At 38.9% G+C, this 18,526-nt stretch carries 14 protein-coding genes and 1 pseudogene; 2 read left to right on the forward strand and 13 right to left on the reverse strand.

Annotated elements, in window-relative coordinates; genetic code table 11:
- Positions 1 to 134: 134 nt before the first annotated feature.
- The 13 genes and pseudogenes from CFK37_RS15260 to CFK37_RS15320 all read right to left on the reverse strand — a co-directional run bounded on the left by CFK37_RS15260 (position 135) and on the right by CFK37_RS15320 (position 16,650).
- Entirely contained in the window at positions 135 to 1,664 is a 1,530-nt protein-coding gene (locus tag CFK37_RS15260; RefSeq protein WP_089062677.1) for an acyl-CoA carboxylase subunit beta, read from the reverse strand.
- A 48-nt stretch (positions 1,665 to 1,712) separates the two neighbouring features.
- Entirely contained in the window at positions 1,713 to 2,495 is a 783-nt protein-coding gene (locus tag CFK37_RS15265) for an enoyl-CoA hydratase (RefSeq protein ID WP_089062678.1), read from the reverse strand.
- A gap of 15 nt (positions 2,496 to 2,510) precedes the next feature.
- The gene (locus tag CFK37_RS15270) at positions 2,511 to 3,410 is read right to left on the reverse strand and encodes a hydroxymethylglutaryl-CoA lyase (protein WP_089062679.1); all 900 of its coding nucleotides are present in this window, start codon (positions 3,408 to 3,410) and stop codon (positions 2,511 to 2,513) included.
- Positions 3,411 to 3,682: 272 nt separating this feature from the next.
- Positions 3,683 to 3,895, reverse strand: a complete 213-nt coding sequence (locus tag CFK37_RS15275; RefSeq protein ID WP_089062680.1) for an acetyl-CoA carboxylase biotin carboxyl carrier protein subunit — start codon at positions 3,893 to 3,895, stop codon at positions 3,683 to 3,685.
- Positions 3,896 to 3,909: 14 nt separating this feature from the next.
- Entirely contained in the window at positions 3,910 to 5,271 is a 1,362-nt protein-coding gene (locus CFK37_RS15280; protein WP_089062681.1) for an acetyl-CoA carboxylase biotin carboxylase subunit, read from the reverse strand.
- Between the two features lie 12 nt (positions 5,272 to 5,283).
- Positions 5,284 to 6,915, reverse strand: a complete 1,632-nt coding sequence (locus CFK37_RS15285; RefSeq protein WP_089062682.1) for an AMP-binding protein — start codon at positions 6,913 to 6,915, stop codon at positions 5,284 to 5,286.
- A gap of 24 nt (positions 6,916 to 6,939) precedes the next feature.
- Positions 6,940 to 8,082 (reverse strand): acyl-CoA dehydrogenase, encoded by a 1,143-nt coding sequence (locus CFK37_RS15290; RefSeq protein ID WP_089062683.1) that lies wholly within the window; start codon positions 8,080 to 8,082, stop codon positions 6,940 to 6,942.
- A 79-nt stretch (positions 8,083 to 8,161) separates the two neighbouring features.
- Positions 8,162 to 8,794: a TetR/AcrR family transcriptional regulator gene (locus CFK37_RS15295; RefSeq protein WP_089063677.1), complete on the reverse strand. Its 633-nt coding sequence runs from the start codon at positions 8,792 to 8,794 to the stop codon at positions 8,162 to 8,164.
- 170 nt (positions 8,795 to 8,964) lie between these two features.
- A pseudogene (gene parC, locus CFK37_RS15300) lies at positions 8,965 to 11,411 on the reverse strand (DNA topoisomerase IV subunit A).
- An 18-nt stretch (positions 11,412 to 11,429) separates the two neighbouring features.
- On the reverse strand, positions 11,430 to 13,382 hold the full coding sequence (gene parE / locus CFK37_RS15305; protein ID WP_089062684.1) for a DNA topoisomerase IV subunit B: 1,953 nt from the start codon (positions 13,380 to 13,382) through the stop codon (positions 11,430 to 11,432).
- Between the two features lie 249 nt (positions 13,383 to 13,631).
- Positions 13,632 to 14,048: a CoA-binding protein gene (locus CFK37_RS15310; RefSeq protein ID WP_089062685.1), complete on the reverse strand. Its 417-nt coding sequence runs from the start codon at positions 14,046 to 14,048 to the stop codon at positions 13,632 to 13,634.
- 14 nt (positions 14,049 to 14,062) lie between these two features.
- Positions 14,063 to 15,586: an ABC transporter permease/substrate-binding protein gene (locus CFK37_RS15315; protein ID WP_089062686.1), complete on the reverse strand. Its 1,524-nt coding sequence runs from the start codon at positions 15,584 to 15,586 to the stop codon at positions 14,063 to 14,065.
- Entirely contained in the window at positions 15,583 to 16,650 is a 1,068-nt protein-coding gene (locus CFK37_RS15320) for an ABC transporter ATP-binding protein (RefSeq protein ID WP_089062687.1), read from the reverse strand. The genes CFK37_RS15315 and CFK37_RS15320 overlap by 4 nt, the downstream gene beginning before the upstream one ends.
- Positions 16,651 to 16,878: 228 nt before the next feature.
- Here CFK37_RS15320 and plsY point away from each other — a divergent pair, with 228 nt between their 5' ends.
- Together plsY and folE2 are read left to right on the forward strand one after the other, a co-directional pair.
- Positions 16,879 to 17,463 carry a glycerol-3-phosphate 1-O-acyltransferase PlsY gene (plsY, locus tag CFK37_RS15325; RefSeq protein WP_089062688.1) on the forward strand — a complete coding sequence of 195 codons (585 nt, stop codon included), beginning with the start codon at positions 16,879 to 16,881 and terminating at the stop codon, positions 17,461 to 17,463.
- A 105-nt stretch (positions 17,464 to 17,568) separates the two neighbouring features.
- Positions 17,569 to 18,504 carry a GTP cyclohydrolase FolE2 gene (gene folE2 / locus CFK37_RS15330; RefSeq protein ID WP_089062689.1) on the forward strand — a complete coding sequence of 312 codons (936 nt, stop codon included), beginning with the start codon at positions 17,569 to 17,571 and terminating at the stop codon, positions 18,502 to 18,504.
- Positions 18,505 to 18,526: the final 22 nt, after the last annotated feature.

An 18,526-nucleotide genomic window follows, 5' to 3' on the forward strand; every position in this document is an offset into this window, starting at 1 on the left:
AAAGTAAAAAAATATGAATTAAGTCGCCTTACTCAATTGGTTTACATAATAAAATTATAATAAATTCCACATATTGTATTAGTGCAGATTAAAGGCCTTGATACATACTATGCTATCAAGGCCCTTTTTGTTCATTATACTGGATATACGCCGTGTTTCCTTTCGGTAAACGTGGTGCGTTTTGATTCGTACATATTAAATCGAGTCACTAGTTCACTTCTTAATTTTTCAGGTTCAATTATTGCATCAACCACTAATTCAGACGCCAACCGATATATATCAATATTATCTTTATACTCTGCTTGTCTTTCTTTAATAAATGCGGCACGTTCCTCTTCAGGCAGTTCCGCTATTTTATTTGCATACACTGCATTTACTGCGGCTTCAGGACCCATTACAGCAATCTGCGCTGTGGGTAAAGCAATACAGCAATCCGGCTCAAATGCTGGACCTGCCATCGCGTAAAGACCGGCTCCATAAGCTTTTCTTACAACTACTGAAATTTTAGGAACAGTAGCCTCACTCATGGATGCCAGCATTTTTGCTCCATGTCGAATAATTCCTGCTCTTTCTACCTTTGTTCCAATCATAAATCCTGGAATATCCATCAAAAATAGCAATGAAATGTTAAATGCGTCACACAACTGAATGAATTTCGCAGCCTTGTCCGCGGAATCCGGGAATAGCACCCCACCCTTCATCCTTGGTTGATTGGCAATAATACCTACTGATTTACCATTAATTCGTGCTAGTCCGGTAATCAGCTCAGGTGCAAATTTTTTCTTCACTTCACAGAAACTTTCCTCATCGATAATACGATCAATAAAATCGTACATATTAAATGGAGCATTTTGGTTTTCAGGTATTAAGTCCGTGATTGTTTTCTCAAATTCTTTAACTTCTTTCTGATCCATTACCTTTGGTTTGTCTTTAAAACTGGCCGGGAAATAACTAATGTATTTGCGAGCATAAGCAATCGCTTCTTCTTCTGTTTTTGCCAAAACATCGCCACACCCAGATACCGAGGTGTGCATTTTGGCCCCACCCATTTCCTCAAGTGTAACTTTTTCACCGATTACTTTCTCAGCCATGCGAGGAGAACCTAAATACATGGAAGCATTACCATCAACCATTACTACTATATCGCAGAATGCAGGAATGTATGCCCCGCCGGCAGCGGATGGTCCGAATAACAGACAAACCTGTGGTACGCGTCCAGATAATTTAATTTGGTTGTGGAATATTTTCCCCGCCCCTCTTCTGCCAGGGAACATTTCAATTTGGTCGGTAATTCTTGCACCAGCAGAATCAACTAGATAAAACATTGGCAATTCTAACTTCATAGCTGTTTCCTGAATGCGGATAATTTTTTCTACTGTTCTTTTACCCCATGAACCGGCTTTAACTGTGGAATCATTTGCCATTACACATACCGATTCACCATTAATCTGGCCTATTCCAGTTACAACCCCATCAGAAGGTAGGGAATCGTCCATACAATTGGCAAAAAATGCATCTTCCACATCCAAATCATCGTCAAATAAAAGTTCTAGACGTTTACGAACAAATAATTTTCCTTTTTCTTCATTCTTTTGGTGGTATTTTTCAAGACCGCCTTTTTCAATTTTTTCCACTCGTTTTTGTAAATCTTCTACATATGACATGTGTTACCTCCTGCTTTAGTCTGTCTTTATGGCTTACCAAGCTATTGTCTATTTCCCTCGATAGACTGGCTTTCTTTTTTCTTTAAAGGCAGTCAGTCCTTCTAGCCGATCTTCTGTCGGGATGGTTTCTTTATAACAAAGGTGCTCGATTGCTAGGCCTGTATCGATATCTGTCTGTATTCCTTTGTCAATTGCGGTTTTTGCTTGTTTTAAGGCAATTGGTCCATTTTTTGCTATTTGCCTTGCTATTTCAGTTATTTCAGGCAGCAGACTGTTTGGATCGGCTAAAAATTCGACCAAACCAATATGTAAAGCTTCATCGGCAGAAACCGGCTTACCAGTATATATCAAGCGTTTTGTCTGCCCTAATCCGATTAGCCGTGTAAGGCGCTGTGTTCCGCCGGCTCCAGGAATAATTGCCAGCGACGTTTCCGTTAAACCTAGTTTAGTAGTGTTAATTGCTATCCGAATATCACAGGCAAGTGCAAGTTCTAACCCGCCGCCAAAAGCGACACCATTTAGCGCGGCGATAACCGGCATTTTCATAGCTGCTACGCGGGACACTGTTTCCCCAATATAGCGAACTGCTTGAATAACTTCACTTTCTGACATACCCTTACGCTCTTTAAGATCCGCACCGGCGCAGAATGCTTTCTCACCAGCCCCGGTAATAATTGTACAATAAACAGAGGAATCCCGCTCAATATCATCAATTCGTTTGTTTAACTCATTTAATAACGCCTTTGACATCGCATTAGCAGCTTCGGGCCGATTTAGCGTAAGAAGGGCTATATGGTCGTCAATTTTTTCATAAGAAATAAGCTCTGACATGTGCATTCTCCTTAGTTAGCGCTCACTTTTTAATATCTTCATTTGATTGCTTGATAGATTTTTAACATACTTTTCTATATATAAAGCCGCTTCAATAATATTTTTTTCGTTAATACCTGTTACAACTCCCATGCGATGGAGCATGTATAACAGGTCATCTGTAGCAAGATTTCCAGAGGCACCTTTAGCATATGGGCATCCACCGAGACCGCCAACAGCGCTATCAAAGTTCGTAATCCCATAATCAAGTGCAACAAGAACATTTGCAAGGGCTGTTCCCCTGGTATTATGAAAGTGCATAGCCAATTTTTCTTTTGGAAAGTATCGCAACAATTCTTCTAGCACTTTAGCAACCTGAGCGGGATCAGCAACCCCAATTGTATCCCCCAATGATAATTCATCAACGCCCATCGTTAACAGTTTATCACAAATGGAGATCACCTTATCCGTATCAATGTCGCCTTCATAAGGGCATCCGAAAACGGTGGATACATATCCTCTAACTGTTTTATTTGCTTTTTTTGATTCGGTGGAAACGCTTTCTAAAACAGGTAATGTATCAGCAATCGATTTATTAATATTTTTTTTGTTATGCGTCTCACTAGCTGATAAAAACAGACAAACCTCATCAATGTTTACCTCCAATGCACGCTCCAATCCCGTACTGTTTGGAACCAAAGCAGCATAGGTAACATTGGGATTTCGCTTTATTTTTTTTGCCACTTCTGTTGCATCCTTTAATTGTGGTATCCATTTTGGATGCACAAATGAAGAAATTTCAATATAGGATGTACCAGAATCGGAAAGCATATTTATCCATTCAATTTTAGCATCAGTCGGTACCATTTCTGATTCATTTTGCAATCCATCTCGTGGACCCACTTCTTTAATCGAAACTTTATTTGAAAAGTCCAATCCCAACCCTCCTATCTGTTATTTTTTTATAGGGTTGTTTTCGCAAAATTTGTTATTAGTCTTACCGCAGTTTAAACTGTGACATAACAGTAAAGTGATTTCCAACGAAGAATGCGCTGGTTTGTTTTCCGCTGCGGTCTCAGTGCGCTGAACTTGATTTTTAGTTGTGTCACAGTTTATGGGTTTTGTCTCAAAAACAACATTCTTTTAGAAAACAGCCTTTTATAAAGAGGAGTTTGTTTAAGTTATCCACTTCCAGGCAAAAAACGCCTTTATTCAATTATTGCGATTGTGTCCCCTTCGTTAACAAAATCTCCTTCAGCTACTTTTATTTCTTTAACGGTTCCATCGCTTTCGCTTGGGATTGGGATTTCCATTTTCATAGATTCCAAAATTGCTACATCCTGTCCGTCTGTTACTTTATCTCCTTCAGCCACTGTGATTTTCCATACGCTACCTGCCATTGATGCTTTTACTTCTTCCATGATAATAATTCCTCCTAGTTTGTTTTTGATTTAATAATTGGTAAATAATAGTCGTTTACAAAACTTGTTGTTGCCTTTCCTTCAATAAATTCATCGATATTCATGATCTCTTTTAGCATAGAAATGTTTGTTTTAATTCCATCAATTTGATATTTCGATAATGCATCTTTCATCGCGGCAATTGCCTCATGCCTCGTTCTTGCCTTTACAATTAACTTTCCGATCATAGGATCGTAATATGGTGTTACATCATAATCACTTGTAACTGCTAACTCATTACGTACATGATTATCGGTTGGTACCTGCAATGTTGTAATATGACCTGGTGACGGAAAGAAAGTAACTGGGTCTTCGGCATAAACTCTGACCTCGATAGCATGCCCATCAATGGATAAATCATCTTGTTTAACTGATAAGACCTCGCCATTCGCAATATTTATTTGTTCTTTTACAATGTCTATCCCCGTTATTTCCTCTGTGATCGGATGTTCTACCTGAATACGAGTATTCATTTCTAGGAAATAAAAGTTTTCATTTGCGTCAACTAGAAATTCGATGGTTCCAGCACCAGTATAACCAATTGATTTTGCAGCATCTGTTGCTGCCTTACCCATTTTCTCGCGTGTGCCTTCAGAAATAAATGTGGAAGGTGCTTCCTCAACCACCTTTTGATTTCTCCGTTGGATGGAACAGTCACGTTCAAATAAATGGATGGCGTTTCCATGTTGATCAGCGAGTAATTGGATTTCGATATGCCTCGCATCATCCAGTTTTTTTTCCATAAACATGGCTCCATCACCAAAGAATGTTTCAGCACGTTTTGAATTGCTGTCAAATGCCTTTGCCAATTCTTCATCAGAATGAACTACCTGCATACCAATACCGCCACCGCCAGCAGATGCTTTTAACATAATGGGATATCCAATTTCTTTTGAAATTTCAAGCGCAGCATCGACTGATTCAACTGCTCCTTCTGTACCTGGGACAACTGGTACTCCAGCTTTTTGCATCGCCTTCCTAGCGGCAATTTTACTGCCCATATTTTCCATGACTTCACTTTTTGGCCCGATAAAAGTTATTCCGGCCGCATCGCACTTTTCAACAAATTGGCCACTCTCACTTAGAAATCCGTAGCCGGGATGGATAGCATCTACGTTTGCCTTCTTTGCAATGCTTATTATCTTGTCGACATTTAAATAACTTTCATTGACCCGGGGTGGTCCAAGTAAAAAACTTTCATTAGCCATTTTAACAAATGGTGCCTTTTGATCTGCTTCTGAATAGACAGCAACAGTCGAAATCCCCATTTTCTCACATGAACGAATTACTCGTGCCGCAATCTCTCCGCGGTTGGCGATAAGAATCTTCTTGATCATTGTATCTCCTCCTTATTCCAGGTGTTGTATTGCAAGTTCCTTTAACTTGTATTTTTGAATTTTACCACTTGCTGTCATTGGGTATTCTTCAACAAATTCAATATACTTTGGAATTTTATGATGTGATATATTTCCTTGACAGAACGTCCTAATATCATCAACCGTCGTTCTTACATTTTTCTTTAAAATAATCCACGCCATAACTTCTTCCCCATATTTCTTGTCGGGCAGTCCGATAACCTGAACATCTAATACATCAGGATGGTGATATAGAAATTCTTCAATCTCACGCGGATAGATATTTTCTCCGCCGCGAATAATCATATCTTTCATTCTGCCAGTTATTTCAAGATAGCCATTTTCATGCAGAATAGCCAAGTCACCGGTATGTAGCCATCCTTCAGAGTCAATAGCTGCTTGAGTAGCTTCTTTGTTGTTATAGTACCCTTTCATAACAAGATAACCGCGTGTACATAGCTCTCCAGGTAAACCCACCTGTTGCTCCTCATCAGTTCCTGGAATAATTACCCTGATTTCTACATTTGGATGAGGCTTTCCCACAGTTCCAACTTTTAATTCAATCGGATCGTCTGTTTTTGTCTGTGTAATAACTGGTGATGATTCTGTCTGCCCATAGGCAATGGTAATTTCCTTTGCCCCCATTTTTTCCATAACGTTTGTCATTACCTCCATCGGACATGTAGACCCGGCCATAATGCCAGTCCGTAAATAGGAAAAATCGAATGTATCGAAACGTGGATGGTTAAGTTCCGCGATAAACATAGTCGGAACACCATGTAGACCTGTGCATTTCTCATCAGAAACAGCTTTCATAACTCGCTCAGGTTCAAACTGCTCGAGCAGAACCATGGTAGCGCCTTTCGAAACCGCAGCCAGTATTCCTAACACACATCCAAAACAATGAAAAAATGGAACAGGAATACATAAACGATCTTTATTCGTCAGTTTCATGCAATCAGCAATTTGGTTCCCGTTATTTACAATATTATGATGAGTTAGCATAACCCCTTTTGGAAAACCTGTGGTCCCGGAAGTATATTGCATATTGATTGTATCGTTAGGATTTAGTGAAGCCTTTCGTTCCTCGAATTCCTTATCCAATACTCCGTCACCCATTTTTATGATTTCATTCCAGTTATACGCATAGCCAAATGTATCATCACTTAATACAATAATATTTTTTAAGTGAGGGAGATTAGAAGATTGCACCTGACCTTTGTCGGCAAGTTTCAGTTCTGGACAAATCTGTTTTAAAACATCCACATAATTGGTCCCTTTATAGGATTCTGCCATTATAAGCGTTGTCGATTCAGACTGCTTTAATAAATATTCCAGCTCCTTGGCCTGGTAGCTCGTGTTTACAGTTACTAAAACCGCACCCATCTTTCCAGTAGCAAATTGCGAAGTAATCCACTCTGGTTTATTATCGGCCCAAATCGCTACGTTTTCCCCTTTTTTTATTCCGAGTGACATAAATCCTTTAGCGGTCTGATTAACCATTTTATCGAATTCTTGATATGTTTTCCGAAGGTTAAGCTCTGGATATACTACAGCTTCCTGATTTGGATATAAATTCACTTGTTTCTCTAATAATTCTCCTACAGTTAGGTCTAATAAAGACATGAATTTTCCCCTTTCAACCGCATTCTATAGTCCTAATTGCCGTGCAATTACCATCCGTTGCACCTCAGATGTACCTTCTCCAATTTCCATAAGTTTAGCATCGCGCAGGTAACGTTCTACCTCATATTCACGCATGTAACCATATCCTCCATGAATCTGAATTGCCTGATTAGCTGCTCTGGCTGCGGTTTCGCTTGCATATAATTTCGCATAAGCTGATTCCTTTGTAAAAGGTTTCCCTTGATCCTTTAACCAGGCGGATTTATGAATGATATTACGCGCCAATTCTATTTCCATTGACATATCCGCCAGTTTAAACTGAATTGCCTGGAAGTTAGAAATTGATTTACCAAACTGTTTACGTTCCTTTGCATATGCCAGGGATTTGTCAAGAGAGCCCTGTGCGATCCCAAGAGATAAAGCTGCTATGGAAATACGGCCGCCATCCAATGTATGCAAAAATTGTTTAAACCCTTTATTCGGGTCACCTAATAGGTTTTCTTTAGGCACACGGACATTATCAAATACAATTTCAGCAGTATTCGAACCACGCACGCCCATCTTGTCATAGTTATCTGTAATGGTTACACCGTCAGTATCAGTCGGAACGATGATTGCACTAATGATATTTTTACCGCGGTCATCCTTGCCAGTAACAGCAGTAGCAATAATAGTCGCTGCGTAGCTTGCATTGGTAATAAAACATTTCTCACCATTAATTATATAGTCATCACCCTCTAATACGGCGGTTGTTTTTGTACCACCTGCATCCGATCCTGCGTTTGGTTCTGTTAGGCCAAATGAACCTAGTGATTTTCCTTCTGCTAAAGGTGTTAAGTACTTTTTCTTTTGTTCCTCTGTTCCAAAATAATAGATTGGACTAGCACCCAGTGAGATAGCTGCAGCATAGCTCAATCCAGTGCTGCCACATACTCGGCCAATTTCTTCCACAGCTAGGGCATAGGAAATGGTATCACCGCCAGATCCTCCGTATTCTTCAGGAAATGGAATACCAAGTAATCCTAATTCGCCCATCTGTTTAAAAATATCCTCTGGGAACTCAGCTTTTACATCAATATCAATTGCGCGGGGTCTTATCACATCTTCAGCAAAATCACGTACCATTTTTTTAATCATAAGCTGTTCTTTTGTTAATTCAAAATTCATTTATCTTCCTCCTAGTAATCTATCACCAAGACCGACTAGTTGGTCTGTGTGCGTTATTAAAAAATGAAAGCGATTACTTTCATGTGGTAAAAAAAGATTCTTCTATTAGCGCATCACGATATGAGGTACTTTCCAATGTTTCAACTCGTAAAACAGAATGCAGGATAAGATCTACATATATGTCGCCTATTTCTTCAATTGTCTTGGTTCCTTTCCGCCTATACCATTTGTATGTCCAATTAACCATACCCAATATTGCCATTGTAGTAATTTCAACTGGAAGGTCATTACGGAATTCCCCCGCATCTTTTCCCTCACTGATAGCTTTTGAAATAATCTGTTTAAATTGGTCACGCTTTTTCTTTATTAAATGCTCATATTGCGGTTTTAAATAAATGGTTTCTTGATAAAAAACGGAAATATGCGGCTTATAAAGATCAAATACTTTAACAAAATCTTTCACAATTGCCTGCAGCTTTTTAGTTGGCGATTTATACGTTTCATTCGCCACCATCGCTTTCTCAAGAACATATGTAATAAATGTGTCATGGATAACGAAGAGTAATTCATCTTTTGATGTAAAATGATGATAAAATCCTCCCTTAGAAGTTCCAACATCATCTACAATCTGATTAACTGTCACACCATGGAAACCTTGTTTTTCAAATAAAGGTAAAGAAGCCTGAATTATCCTTTGACGTAGATCCGTTATAACCCCTCCTTCCAACGCTCCATTATTACCTTATCATATTTTTCAGATTATATAAAGCAAAACTTCATTCAGTGAAGGCATTACTATACGTTACACCGCCAGTAAAACAGTATATTATTTATATGAAGCAAAAACAGCCCCCAAAAATGGAAGCTGCCTTTATCACTAATCTATTCTTCCTCTTCGAATGGTTTTCTGTAGCTTGCTACTCTCCATACTTCCGTTACTTCACCCTGGTTATCGGTATCAATCACAAAGGATCCATTACTTAAGCGGTCACTTAACGATAAATCCAATGGATAAACGGTTTGCTGTTCTCCCTTAGTTGTTTTAAACGAAACGGTATCTTTTTCATCAATAACAAAGAAACCACGAACTCGGTGAGGCTTTTTCTTAAGCTCACGTAACATCATCAGCCCCCGTTTTGCACGGCTGGTTTTCGTGAACTCACTTAATCTCATGCGCTTGCAGGCCCCCCGCTGTGTAACGATTAGTAAAGAGGGATCAGATAAATCATCAAAAACTTGTCCATTGACAACATACTCTTGTTCCTTCAATTGAATTGCTTTGACACCGGAGGCTCGTTGCCCAACAGCGTTAACCTCGGATTCATGGTACCATAATCCGTATCCGGTGTTAGTTGCAATAAAGACATCTGAATGCCCATTAGTCAAATATACATTAACAACTTCATCTTCTTTTTTCAAGTTCAGCGCAACCAATGCTTTAGAATGACGCTGGGCATTATAAAGCTGCCATTCACTTCGTTTTACCATGCCGTTTTTGGTGAAGAAAATGACATATTGCTCCTGGTTGAATTGTCTTACTGGTATGCAATTAACAATGGTTTCATCTTTTTCCAAAGTGGCAATATTTGATATATGCTGGCCAATATCCTTCCATCTTATATCTGGAAGCTGATGTACAGGCAGATACAAGTATTTCCCTTTATTTGTAAACAAAAGGATATTATCCGTTGTGTTTAATTCAAATAACCCAACTACGTAATCATCATCCTTAATAGCCATATCCTCCCCGTTTGAGGCGGAATACGACCGCAGACTTGTCCGCTTAATATAACCGTCCCTGGTCGTGGAAACTAATACATCTTCACTTGCGACCATCACATCTATATCTATTTTTAATTCTTCAATATTATTTTCTATTTTGGTTTTCCTTGTATCTCCATATGTCTTTTTTAACTTTTTGAGATCATTTTTAATGGTTTGAAATAATTTTTTTTCATTGCCAAGAATTAATTCTAACTCGGCAATTTTCTTTCTTAACGCTTCGGCTTCTTTTTCCAAAGAAGTAATATCCGTATTGGTTAATCGATAAAGTTGCAGCATCACAATTGCTTCCGCTTGTGGTTCAGTAAAGTCATATGCCTCAATAATCCTTCTTTTGGCATCTGCTTTATTTTTGGACGCACGAATCGTGGCAATCAGCTCATCTAAAATAGAGATAGCTTTTATCAATCCTTCAACAATATGTGAGCGTTCATTTGCTTTTTTAAGTTCAAAAGCTGCTTGTCTTGTGACTATTTCTTTTTGATGCATAATATAGGCATCAAGCATCTGCGGTAAAGATAATAGTTTTGGTGTTTTATCTTTAATAGCTACCATGTTGAAATGATAGGTTACCTGTAAATCGGTATTTTTATATAAGTAGTGTAGAACACCTTCACTATTCGCATCTTTCTTGAGCTCAATTACAATGCGAAGTCCTGTCCGATCTGTTTCATCACGTATTTCGGCGATTCCCTCTACCTTTCGATCAATTCGTAGCTCATCGATTTTTTTAACCATATTTGCTTTATTTACTTCAAATGGAATTTCGTCAATAACGATTTGTTCCCGATTACCACGAATTTGTTCAACCTCAGCTTTACCACGAACAATAACTTTCCCTTTTCCTGTCTCATAGGCCTTAACAATTCCATCAATACCTTGAATAATTCCACCGGTAGGAAAATCCGGCCCTTTCATTACCTGCATTAGATCCTGTACGGTGACAGATGGATTATCAATTTTCATAATCACTGCATCAATAACTTCAACTAAGTTATGTGGAGGAATGTCTGTAGCGTATCCAGATGAAATCCCTGTCGAACCATTCACTAGCAAGTTCGGAAACTTTGCTGGTAATACGGTTGGTTCGTCATTTGTGTCGTCAAAGTTTGGTATGAAGTCGACGGTTTGTTTGTCGATGTCACGAAGTAATTCAGAAGAGATACTTGATAATTTTGCCTCCGTATAGCGCATTGCTGCTGGGGATCACCATCAAGGCTACCGTTGTTCCCGTGCATCTCAATTAGTACGTTTCGAACTTTCCAATCCTGGCTCAACCGAACCATTGCTTCATAAACAGAAGAATCACCATGAGGGTGGTAGTTACCAATTACCGTACCGACAGTTTTAGCTGACTTGCGGAAGTTACTGTCATGCGTATTTTTATCTTCGTACATTGCATATAGAATGCGGCGTTGTACCGGTTTAAGGCCGTCTCGAGCATCTGGGAGTGCTCTTTCTTGAATAATGTATTTACTGTATCTACCAAAACGATCACCAATCACTTCTTCAAGTGGCAGGTCTAAATATTTCTCTGGCTGTGACAATAATGTCACCCCCCTTTATTACGTATGAATTTTATCATTTTCTAATATGTTTTCATCTTCGTTCATTCCGAATTTAACGTTACCTTCAATCCATTTACGTCTCGGTTCTACTTTATCGCCCATCAGGGTGGTAACTCGTCGTTCGGCTATTGCCAGATCCTCAAGCGTCACTCGGATTAATGTTCTCGTATCTGGGTCCATGGTAGTTTCCCATAGCTGTTCAGCATTCATTTCACCAAGGCCCTTGTACCGTTGAATTGTATATCCGTTTTTAAACTTGTTTAGGACACTTTTTAGTTCATCATCTTCCCATGCGTACTCGATTTTTTCATTTTTCCCCTTACCTTTTGAAACTTTATATAATGGCGGCAATGCAATATAAATCTTTCCGGCCTCGATTAATGGTTTCATATACCGATAAAAGAATGTCAGCAATAGAACCTGGATGTGGGCTCCATCCGTATCGGCATCGGTCATAATAATAATTTTATCATATTGCACATCTTTTAAATCAAAATCCCCACCAACTCCTGCTCCTATGGTATGGATAATGGTTGAAATTTCTTCATTCTTAAAGACATCTTCTAATTTTGACTTTTCCGTATTGATTACCTTACCTCTAAGTGGCAGAACTGCCTGAAATTTACGGTCGCGTCCTTGTTTAGCTGATCCACCTGCAGAGTCTCCTTCGACTAAATAAAGCTCATTTTTTTGCGGATTTTTAGACTGAGCGGGGGTCAGTTTTCCGCTTAACAATGAGTCCTTTCGTCTTTTTTTCTTTCCAGTACGTGCATCTTCACGTGCCTTGCGGGCAGCTTCTCTAGCCTCTTTTGCCTTTACCGCTTTGCGAATTAATAATCCAGCATTATCAGGATTTTCCTCCAGAAAGTAGGAGAGTTTTTCTGAAACAATAGCATCTACAACTGATCTAGCTTCAGAGGTTCCAAGCTTACTTTTCGTTTGTCCCTCAAACTGCAATATTTCTTCCGGTATACGAACAGAGACAATTGCAGTAAATCCTTCACGGATATCCGTTCCTTCGAGGTTCTTATCTTTTTCTTTGATAATACCAAGTTTACGGGCATACTCATTAAAAGTCCTGGTTATGGCGGTTCTTGCCCCGGATTCATGGGTTCCGCCATCTCTAGTCCGCACATGGTTTACAAAAGACAGCATACTTTCTGAATAGCCATCATTAAATTGAAAAGCAAAGTCCACTTCAATACCCTGCTGTTCACCCTCAAAAGATACAACTTGATGCAGTGTATCTTTTTCCTCATTTAAATAAGCAACAAATGACTCCAGACCATCCGGGAACTCATATATTTCATGATTGTTTTCCCGTTCATCCACCAGTTCGATTTTTAAACCTTTTAATAGAAAGGCAGCTTCTCGAAGTCTTTCGGATAACGTTTCAAAATTATATACTGTTGCGGAGAAAATCGCCGGATCAGGTTTGAAGTGAATAACTGCACCTTTTTTCCTGGTCGTCCCTTGATTTTCCACAGTTCCTGCGGGGATACCACCGTTTTCAAACCGCTGGAAATATTTCGTCCCATCACGGTAGCTCGTGACTTCCAACCATTCAGAGAGTGCGTTAACTACCGAAGCACCAACGCCATGCAAACCCCCGCTTGTTTTATACCCACCCTGACCAAATTTACCGCCAGCGTGCAATACCGTAAAGATTACTTCAATGGTAGGTCTTCCAGAACTATGCATTCCACCTGGGATACCACGTCCGCTATCCTCAACTGAAATACTATTGTCTTTATGTATCGTTACTTTTATTTTATCCCCGTAACCAGCCAATGCCTCATCCACAGCGTTATCAACGATTTCATCAACTAGATGATGCAAACCGCGGTTATCGGTGCTTCCTATATACATACCAGGTCTTTTTCGAACAGCTTCGAGCCCTTCGAGAACCTGAATAGAGTCATCGGTATACTTTAATGGTTTCTTAACCAATTACCATCTACCCCTTTCTTGCATCCATGTTACCCTGTTTCACTATCTTCTATAATGATAGAACAAACGTTTGTTTTTGTAAATGTAGTACCCTTCCTGTAAAGAACCTGTTATTTAGTATACTACAATTAATTTGAGCTTGTATAGAAAGATAATATAGCATTAATGTTTCCAATATAAAGTTGTTCCCGTTTTGAAGCAGAAGAAAAGCCTTATCCCTGATGTTTTTCAGGGATAAGGCCGAACCAATTATCTTATCAACATCGAGTGCGCTACTTTAATGCAAGTATCCATAATTACAGTAAAGTCGCGTTCTTTCAGGTATTGATATGCCTCTTCATTAGCAATTCCCAATTGTGCCCAAAATATCTTGGCCGTTGTTTTTGCAGCATCTTCAGCGATTGCAGGTAAAAATTCAGACCTTCTAAATACATTAATGATATCAATCGGCCGATCAACATCCAATAAAGAAGGATATGATTTTTCCCCTAATGCTTCCGTTATCGTCGGATTTACTGGAATAATGGTATATCCCTCATCCTGCATGATCTTTGCTATTTGGTACGATGTTCTGGCGGGATTATCGGATAAACCCACAACTGCTATATTCGTTGAATCCTGTAAAACCTGTTTAATTTTATCATTTGACGGATTTGTGATATTCATTTTAACACTCCTTTTTAATCAAGTAATCCTTGCTTAGTTAAATAATTTTGAGCAACGGATTCAGGTGATTTGCCATTGTAGTCAACCTGATAATTCATTTGACGCATTTGCTCATCTGTTATTTTGCCGCCTAATTGATTCAATATTTCTTCTAACTCCGGATATTTCATTAACGTTTCCTCCCTTAACAGCGGAGCACCCTGATAAGGCGGGAATAAATGTTTAGGATCATCCAGTGTTACTAAATCAAATTTAATCATATAACTGTCAGTTGCATAGGCATCTATAACATCCACTTCCCCGTTTGATAACGCTTCTTGACGAATGCCCGGTTCCATGGTAACTACTTTGGCAAAATTCACGTTATATACATCCTGCATTCCAACATAGCCATCATAACGATCTTTAAATTCCAGGGTGAACCCGGCTGTTAATTTATCCTCAACTTTATTTAAATCGCCGATTGATTGAAGACCATATTTTTTCGCTAATTCTTTTGTAGTGGTGACAGCATATGTGTTGTTATATTTCATTGGCTGTAAAAATGCCATGTCGTATTTTTCTTTCATACCTTTTTTAGCTTGCTGATAAACTTCTTTTGGATCATTGCTCTGGGCTTTTTCACCAAGATGTGTAACGATAGCTGTTCCAGTAAATTCAGGATACATATCGATGCTGCCTTCCTCTAATGCTGAAAACACAAATGCGGTTTTACCCAAACCTGTTTTTAATGCAACGTTTAAGTCTGTTTCATCTTCAATTAACAATTTGTACATGTTAATTAATATGGCTGGTTCTGAACCAAGCTTGGCCCCAATAACTAAATCAGCCTTTTTGTCACCATTAAAGAGAAATGGAGTTGCGACTACTAAAACTGCTATAATCAGCATGGCTACAAAAGATTTAAAGCCGGAGCGTTTCGATATAAATTCAAAGCCACGCAGGATAATATCCAGACAAATTGCCAGCAGCGCAGCTGGAATAGCACCCAATAAGATTAAATTAATATCAGCTCCCCGATCGATTCCAAGTAAAATCAATTCACCAAGCCCACCAGCACCAATCAATGCAGCAATTGTTGTAGTTCCCACGATTAGTACCATTGAGGTCCGTATGCCAGCCATCATAACAGGCATCGCAATAGGCAGTTCAACTTTTGTCAGCCGTTTAAACGAATTCATTCCCATCCCGGTTGCGGCCTCTTTTAAAGATGGGCTTACTTCTTTAATACCGGTATATGTATTACGTAAAATTGGTAATAAGCCATAAGCGGTTAAGGCAATAATTGCCGGAGTTGTCCCAATGCCGAAAAATGGAATTAAAAATGCTAATACAGCAAGGCTGGGAATCGTCTGCAGGACAGCTGTAATTCCAATAATCGGTTCCGCAATCCTTGTATATCTTGTTAAGATCAGGCCGAGCGGCACAGCAATAATGATGGCAATAATCAAAGCAATTAACGATATTTGCAGATGTTCCCAGATTGTTTCAAGTAACACATCCTGCCTTTTTTGAAAAACGTCGATGAATTCACTCATGATTGAACCACCCCGTTTTCCACTTTAGTTTTACTTCTTAAAAATGCGACAATATCTTTATTTGTTAATACTCCAACTAACTTCTGATCTTTTAATACAGGTAAAATTGCTTGTTCATCCGGTTGAATGGTTTCAGTTGCTTCAATTAGGGGCATGTCATTTTTAATTGTTTGAATGTCTACATTCTGGCCGTTTTTCACCGCGCCAATATACATGCCATGCTCATCTTTTATGGCGAACACCCCTGATTGATCATACGTGCCTTGTTGATAATCAGACAATGATATTACATGCGACTGTGATTGATCAGCAATGACGTCCACCGCCGTTTGCCAGGGAGATTTTCTTTCCCCAATAAAATCCCGCACAAACTGTGTTTTCGGATTCAAAATTAATTGTTGTGGTGTGTCAACCTGAATGACCTGTCCTTCCTTCATTAAACAAACTTTATCGCCAATCGCCATCGCTTCATCCATATCGTGTGTTACAAAGACAATGGTTTTCTTTATTTCTTTCTGCAAAATTCGAATATCCTTCTGCAATTGTTCCCTGCTAATTGGGTCCAGCGCACTAAAGGGCTCGTCCATTAGAATAATATCCGGATCGGCAGCCAACGCCCGGATAACTCCTATTCGCTGCTGTTGCCCGCCAGACAGTTCTCTTGGCATTCGTTTTTGATAAGTAGACGGGTCTAGGCCAACCATTTCCAATAACTCCATTCCCCTGTCGCGTATCTTTTTCCTTTTCCATTTTTTCATTTCAGGAACAACTGCTATATTTTCTGCGATTGTCATGTGTGGAAAAAGTGCGATTTCCTGTAATACATATCCGATATTCCAGCGCAATTCATGGATATTGTATTCATTAATATCTTTATCATCTATGTAGATGGATCCTGATGTGGGTTCAATCAGGCGATTAATCATTTTCATCGTTGTTGTTTTCCCACAGCCACTTGGGCCAATTAATGTCATCAGCTCCCCGTCTTCCACTTTTAATGAAAAGTTTTTTAATGCTTCAGTACCGTCTGGATACACCTTTTGAATATTGCTAAACTCAATCATTCGTCTCGTCCTTTTTGATTTATTCCCACACGATCATGGGTGGTATTGTATGTTATAAATTAAACTGGAATAATGGAAAACATACGTATAATTTACCCGCTATCCTTAATTTGGAAACGTTATTTCCTGAAATTAATATACTATTTTAGGTTCTTTACCATATAACTTCATGATAAAATAAGAAATAGGCTTATTTTTAAGAGATTAATATAGAAAGAAGGACAGTACATGGAATACGTGCTATTTATCATCATTGCATACCTGCTTGGTTCAATTCCATCCGCGTTAATCGTTGGCAAGCTTGGGTATAAAATTGATATACGTGAACACGGAAGCGGTAATTTAGGCGCAACAAACACATTCCGTGTATTAGGAATTAAAGCCGGAACTATTGTAACCTTGTCTGATATTTTAAAAGGAACAATTGCCACTTTGATACCATTATTCTTGGATGCAGATGTATATCGCTTAATTATCGGCCTCTTTGCTGTGTTGGGCCATACATATCCGTTATTCGCTAAATTTAAAGGTGGTAAGGCCGTAGCTACATCCGGTGGGATCATATTAGGTGTAAGTCCATTATTATTTATTAGTGCTGTAATAGTTTTTTTACTAACCTTATATCTTTCAAAATATGTTTCCCTATCATCAATCATCACCGCGGTTATAGCAGTTGTTGTAGCGGTCTTGTTAAAAGAAGACATTGGATTAATATTTGTTGTATGTGCACTGGCAGCTTTCGTTTCCTATAGGCATAAAGACAATATAAAACGAATACGCAATGGCACAGAACCAAAAATCACCTGGATGTAATATTTTCGCCTTTTATCTTAATTAATTCAGCAATCCAAAAAATTGAATATAGACACCAAATTGTTTATAATTTTAATTATTCTTAGCATGAAAGGGGACACTGTCATGACTTATACACCTACATCCCTTACAGTAAACTTACCAAACAAGGAAGAACGACATCAACTATTTGGTTCCGTAGCACCTGGGCCCAGGACAAAACCTGAGGAAAAGGATAAAATGGCGGATTTACAAAATACAAAAAAAGATTTTCTATTTGATTTAGATGAGGTTGGTATTTCAAATGTGAAACATCCGATAACGGTAAAAAGCCATATAGAGCCACTAACACAATCAACAATTGGAACTTTTTCTTTTACTTCTTCTATCAAAAAAACGAATAAAGGTACGAATATGAGCCGATTTATGGAGCAGTTGAATGCGTATTATCATAATGGGTCTGTAACCAGCTTATCGACACTTAAGCAATTTACAAAGGATCTGGCAACTCGGCTTAATCAGGAAGATGCAGAAGTGCAAATATCATTTCCCTGGTTTTACGAACGTACCGGACCGAAGTCCAATATAGCAGGCATGAATCATGCCGATGTCAGTATTACTGTTTCATATGATAACAAAAATGGATTTGACATCTACGCAACCTTGTCAGCATCAATAACAACTTTATGTCCTTGTTCAAAAGAGATCAGCGAATACAGCGCACATAATCAACGTGGTTTGGTTTCCATGGAAGTTTCAATTGCTGACGACTTTGATGAAGAAAAAACAGACTGGAAGTTAATGCTGTTAGAAGCGGCTGAGAGCAATGCAAGCGCACGCCTGCACCCAGTACTGAAACGCACTGATGAGAAGACTATCACAGAACAGGCATATGAAAATCCAAGATTTGTCGAGGATATAGTAAGACTTGTAGCTGCAGATTTATTTGAAATGCCCTTTGTAACAAAGTTCAAGGTCGCCTGTCGAAATGAAGAATCTATTCACATGCATGATGCAATAGCATCTGTAACGATTGATAAGGCTGACTATATTTCACAATAAGAAAAGCTTATGACCGGCAGCT

It is taken from the genome of Virgibacillus phasianinus, from assembly GCF_002216775.1.
In the GTDB taxonomy this organism is placed as follows: domain Bacteria; phylum Bacillota; class Bacilli; order Bacillales; family Amphibacillaceae; genus Virgibacillus_F; species Virgibacillus_F phasianinus.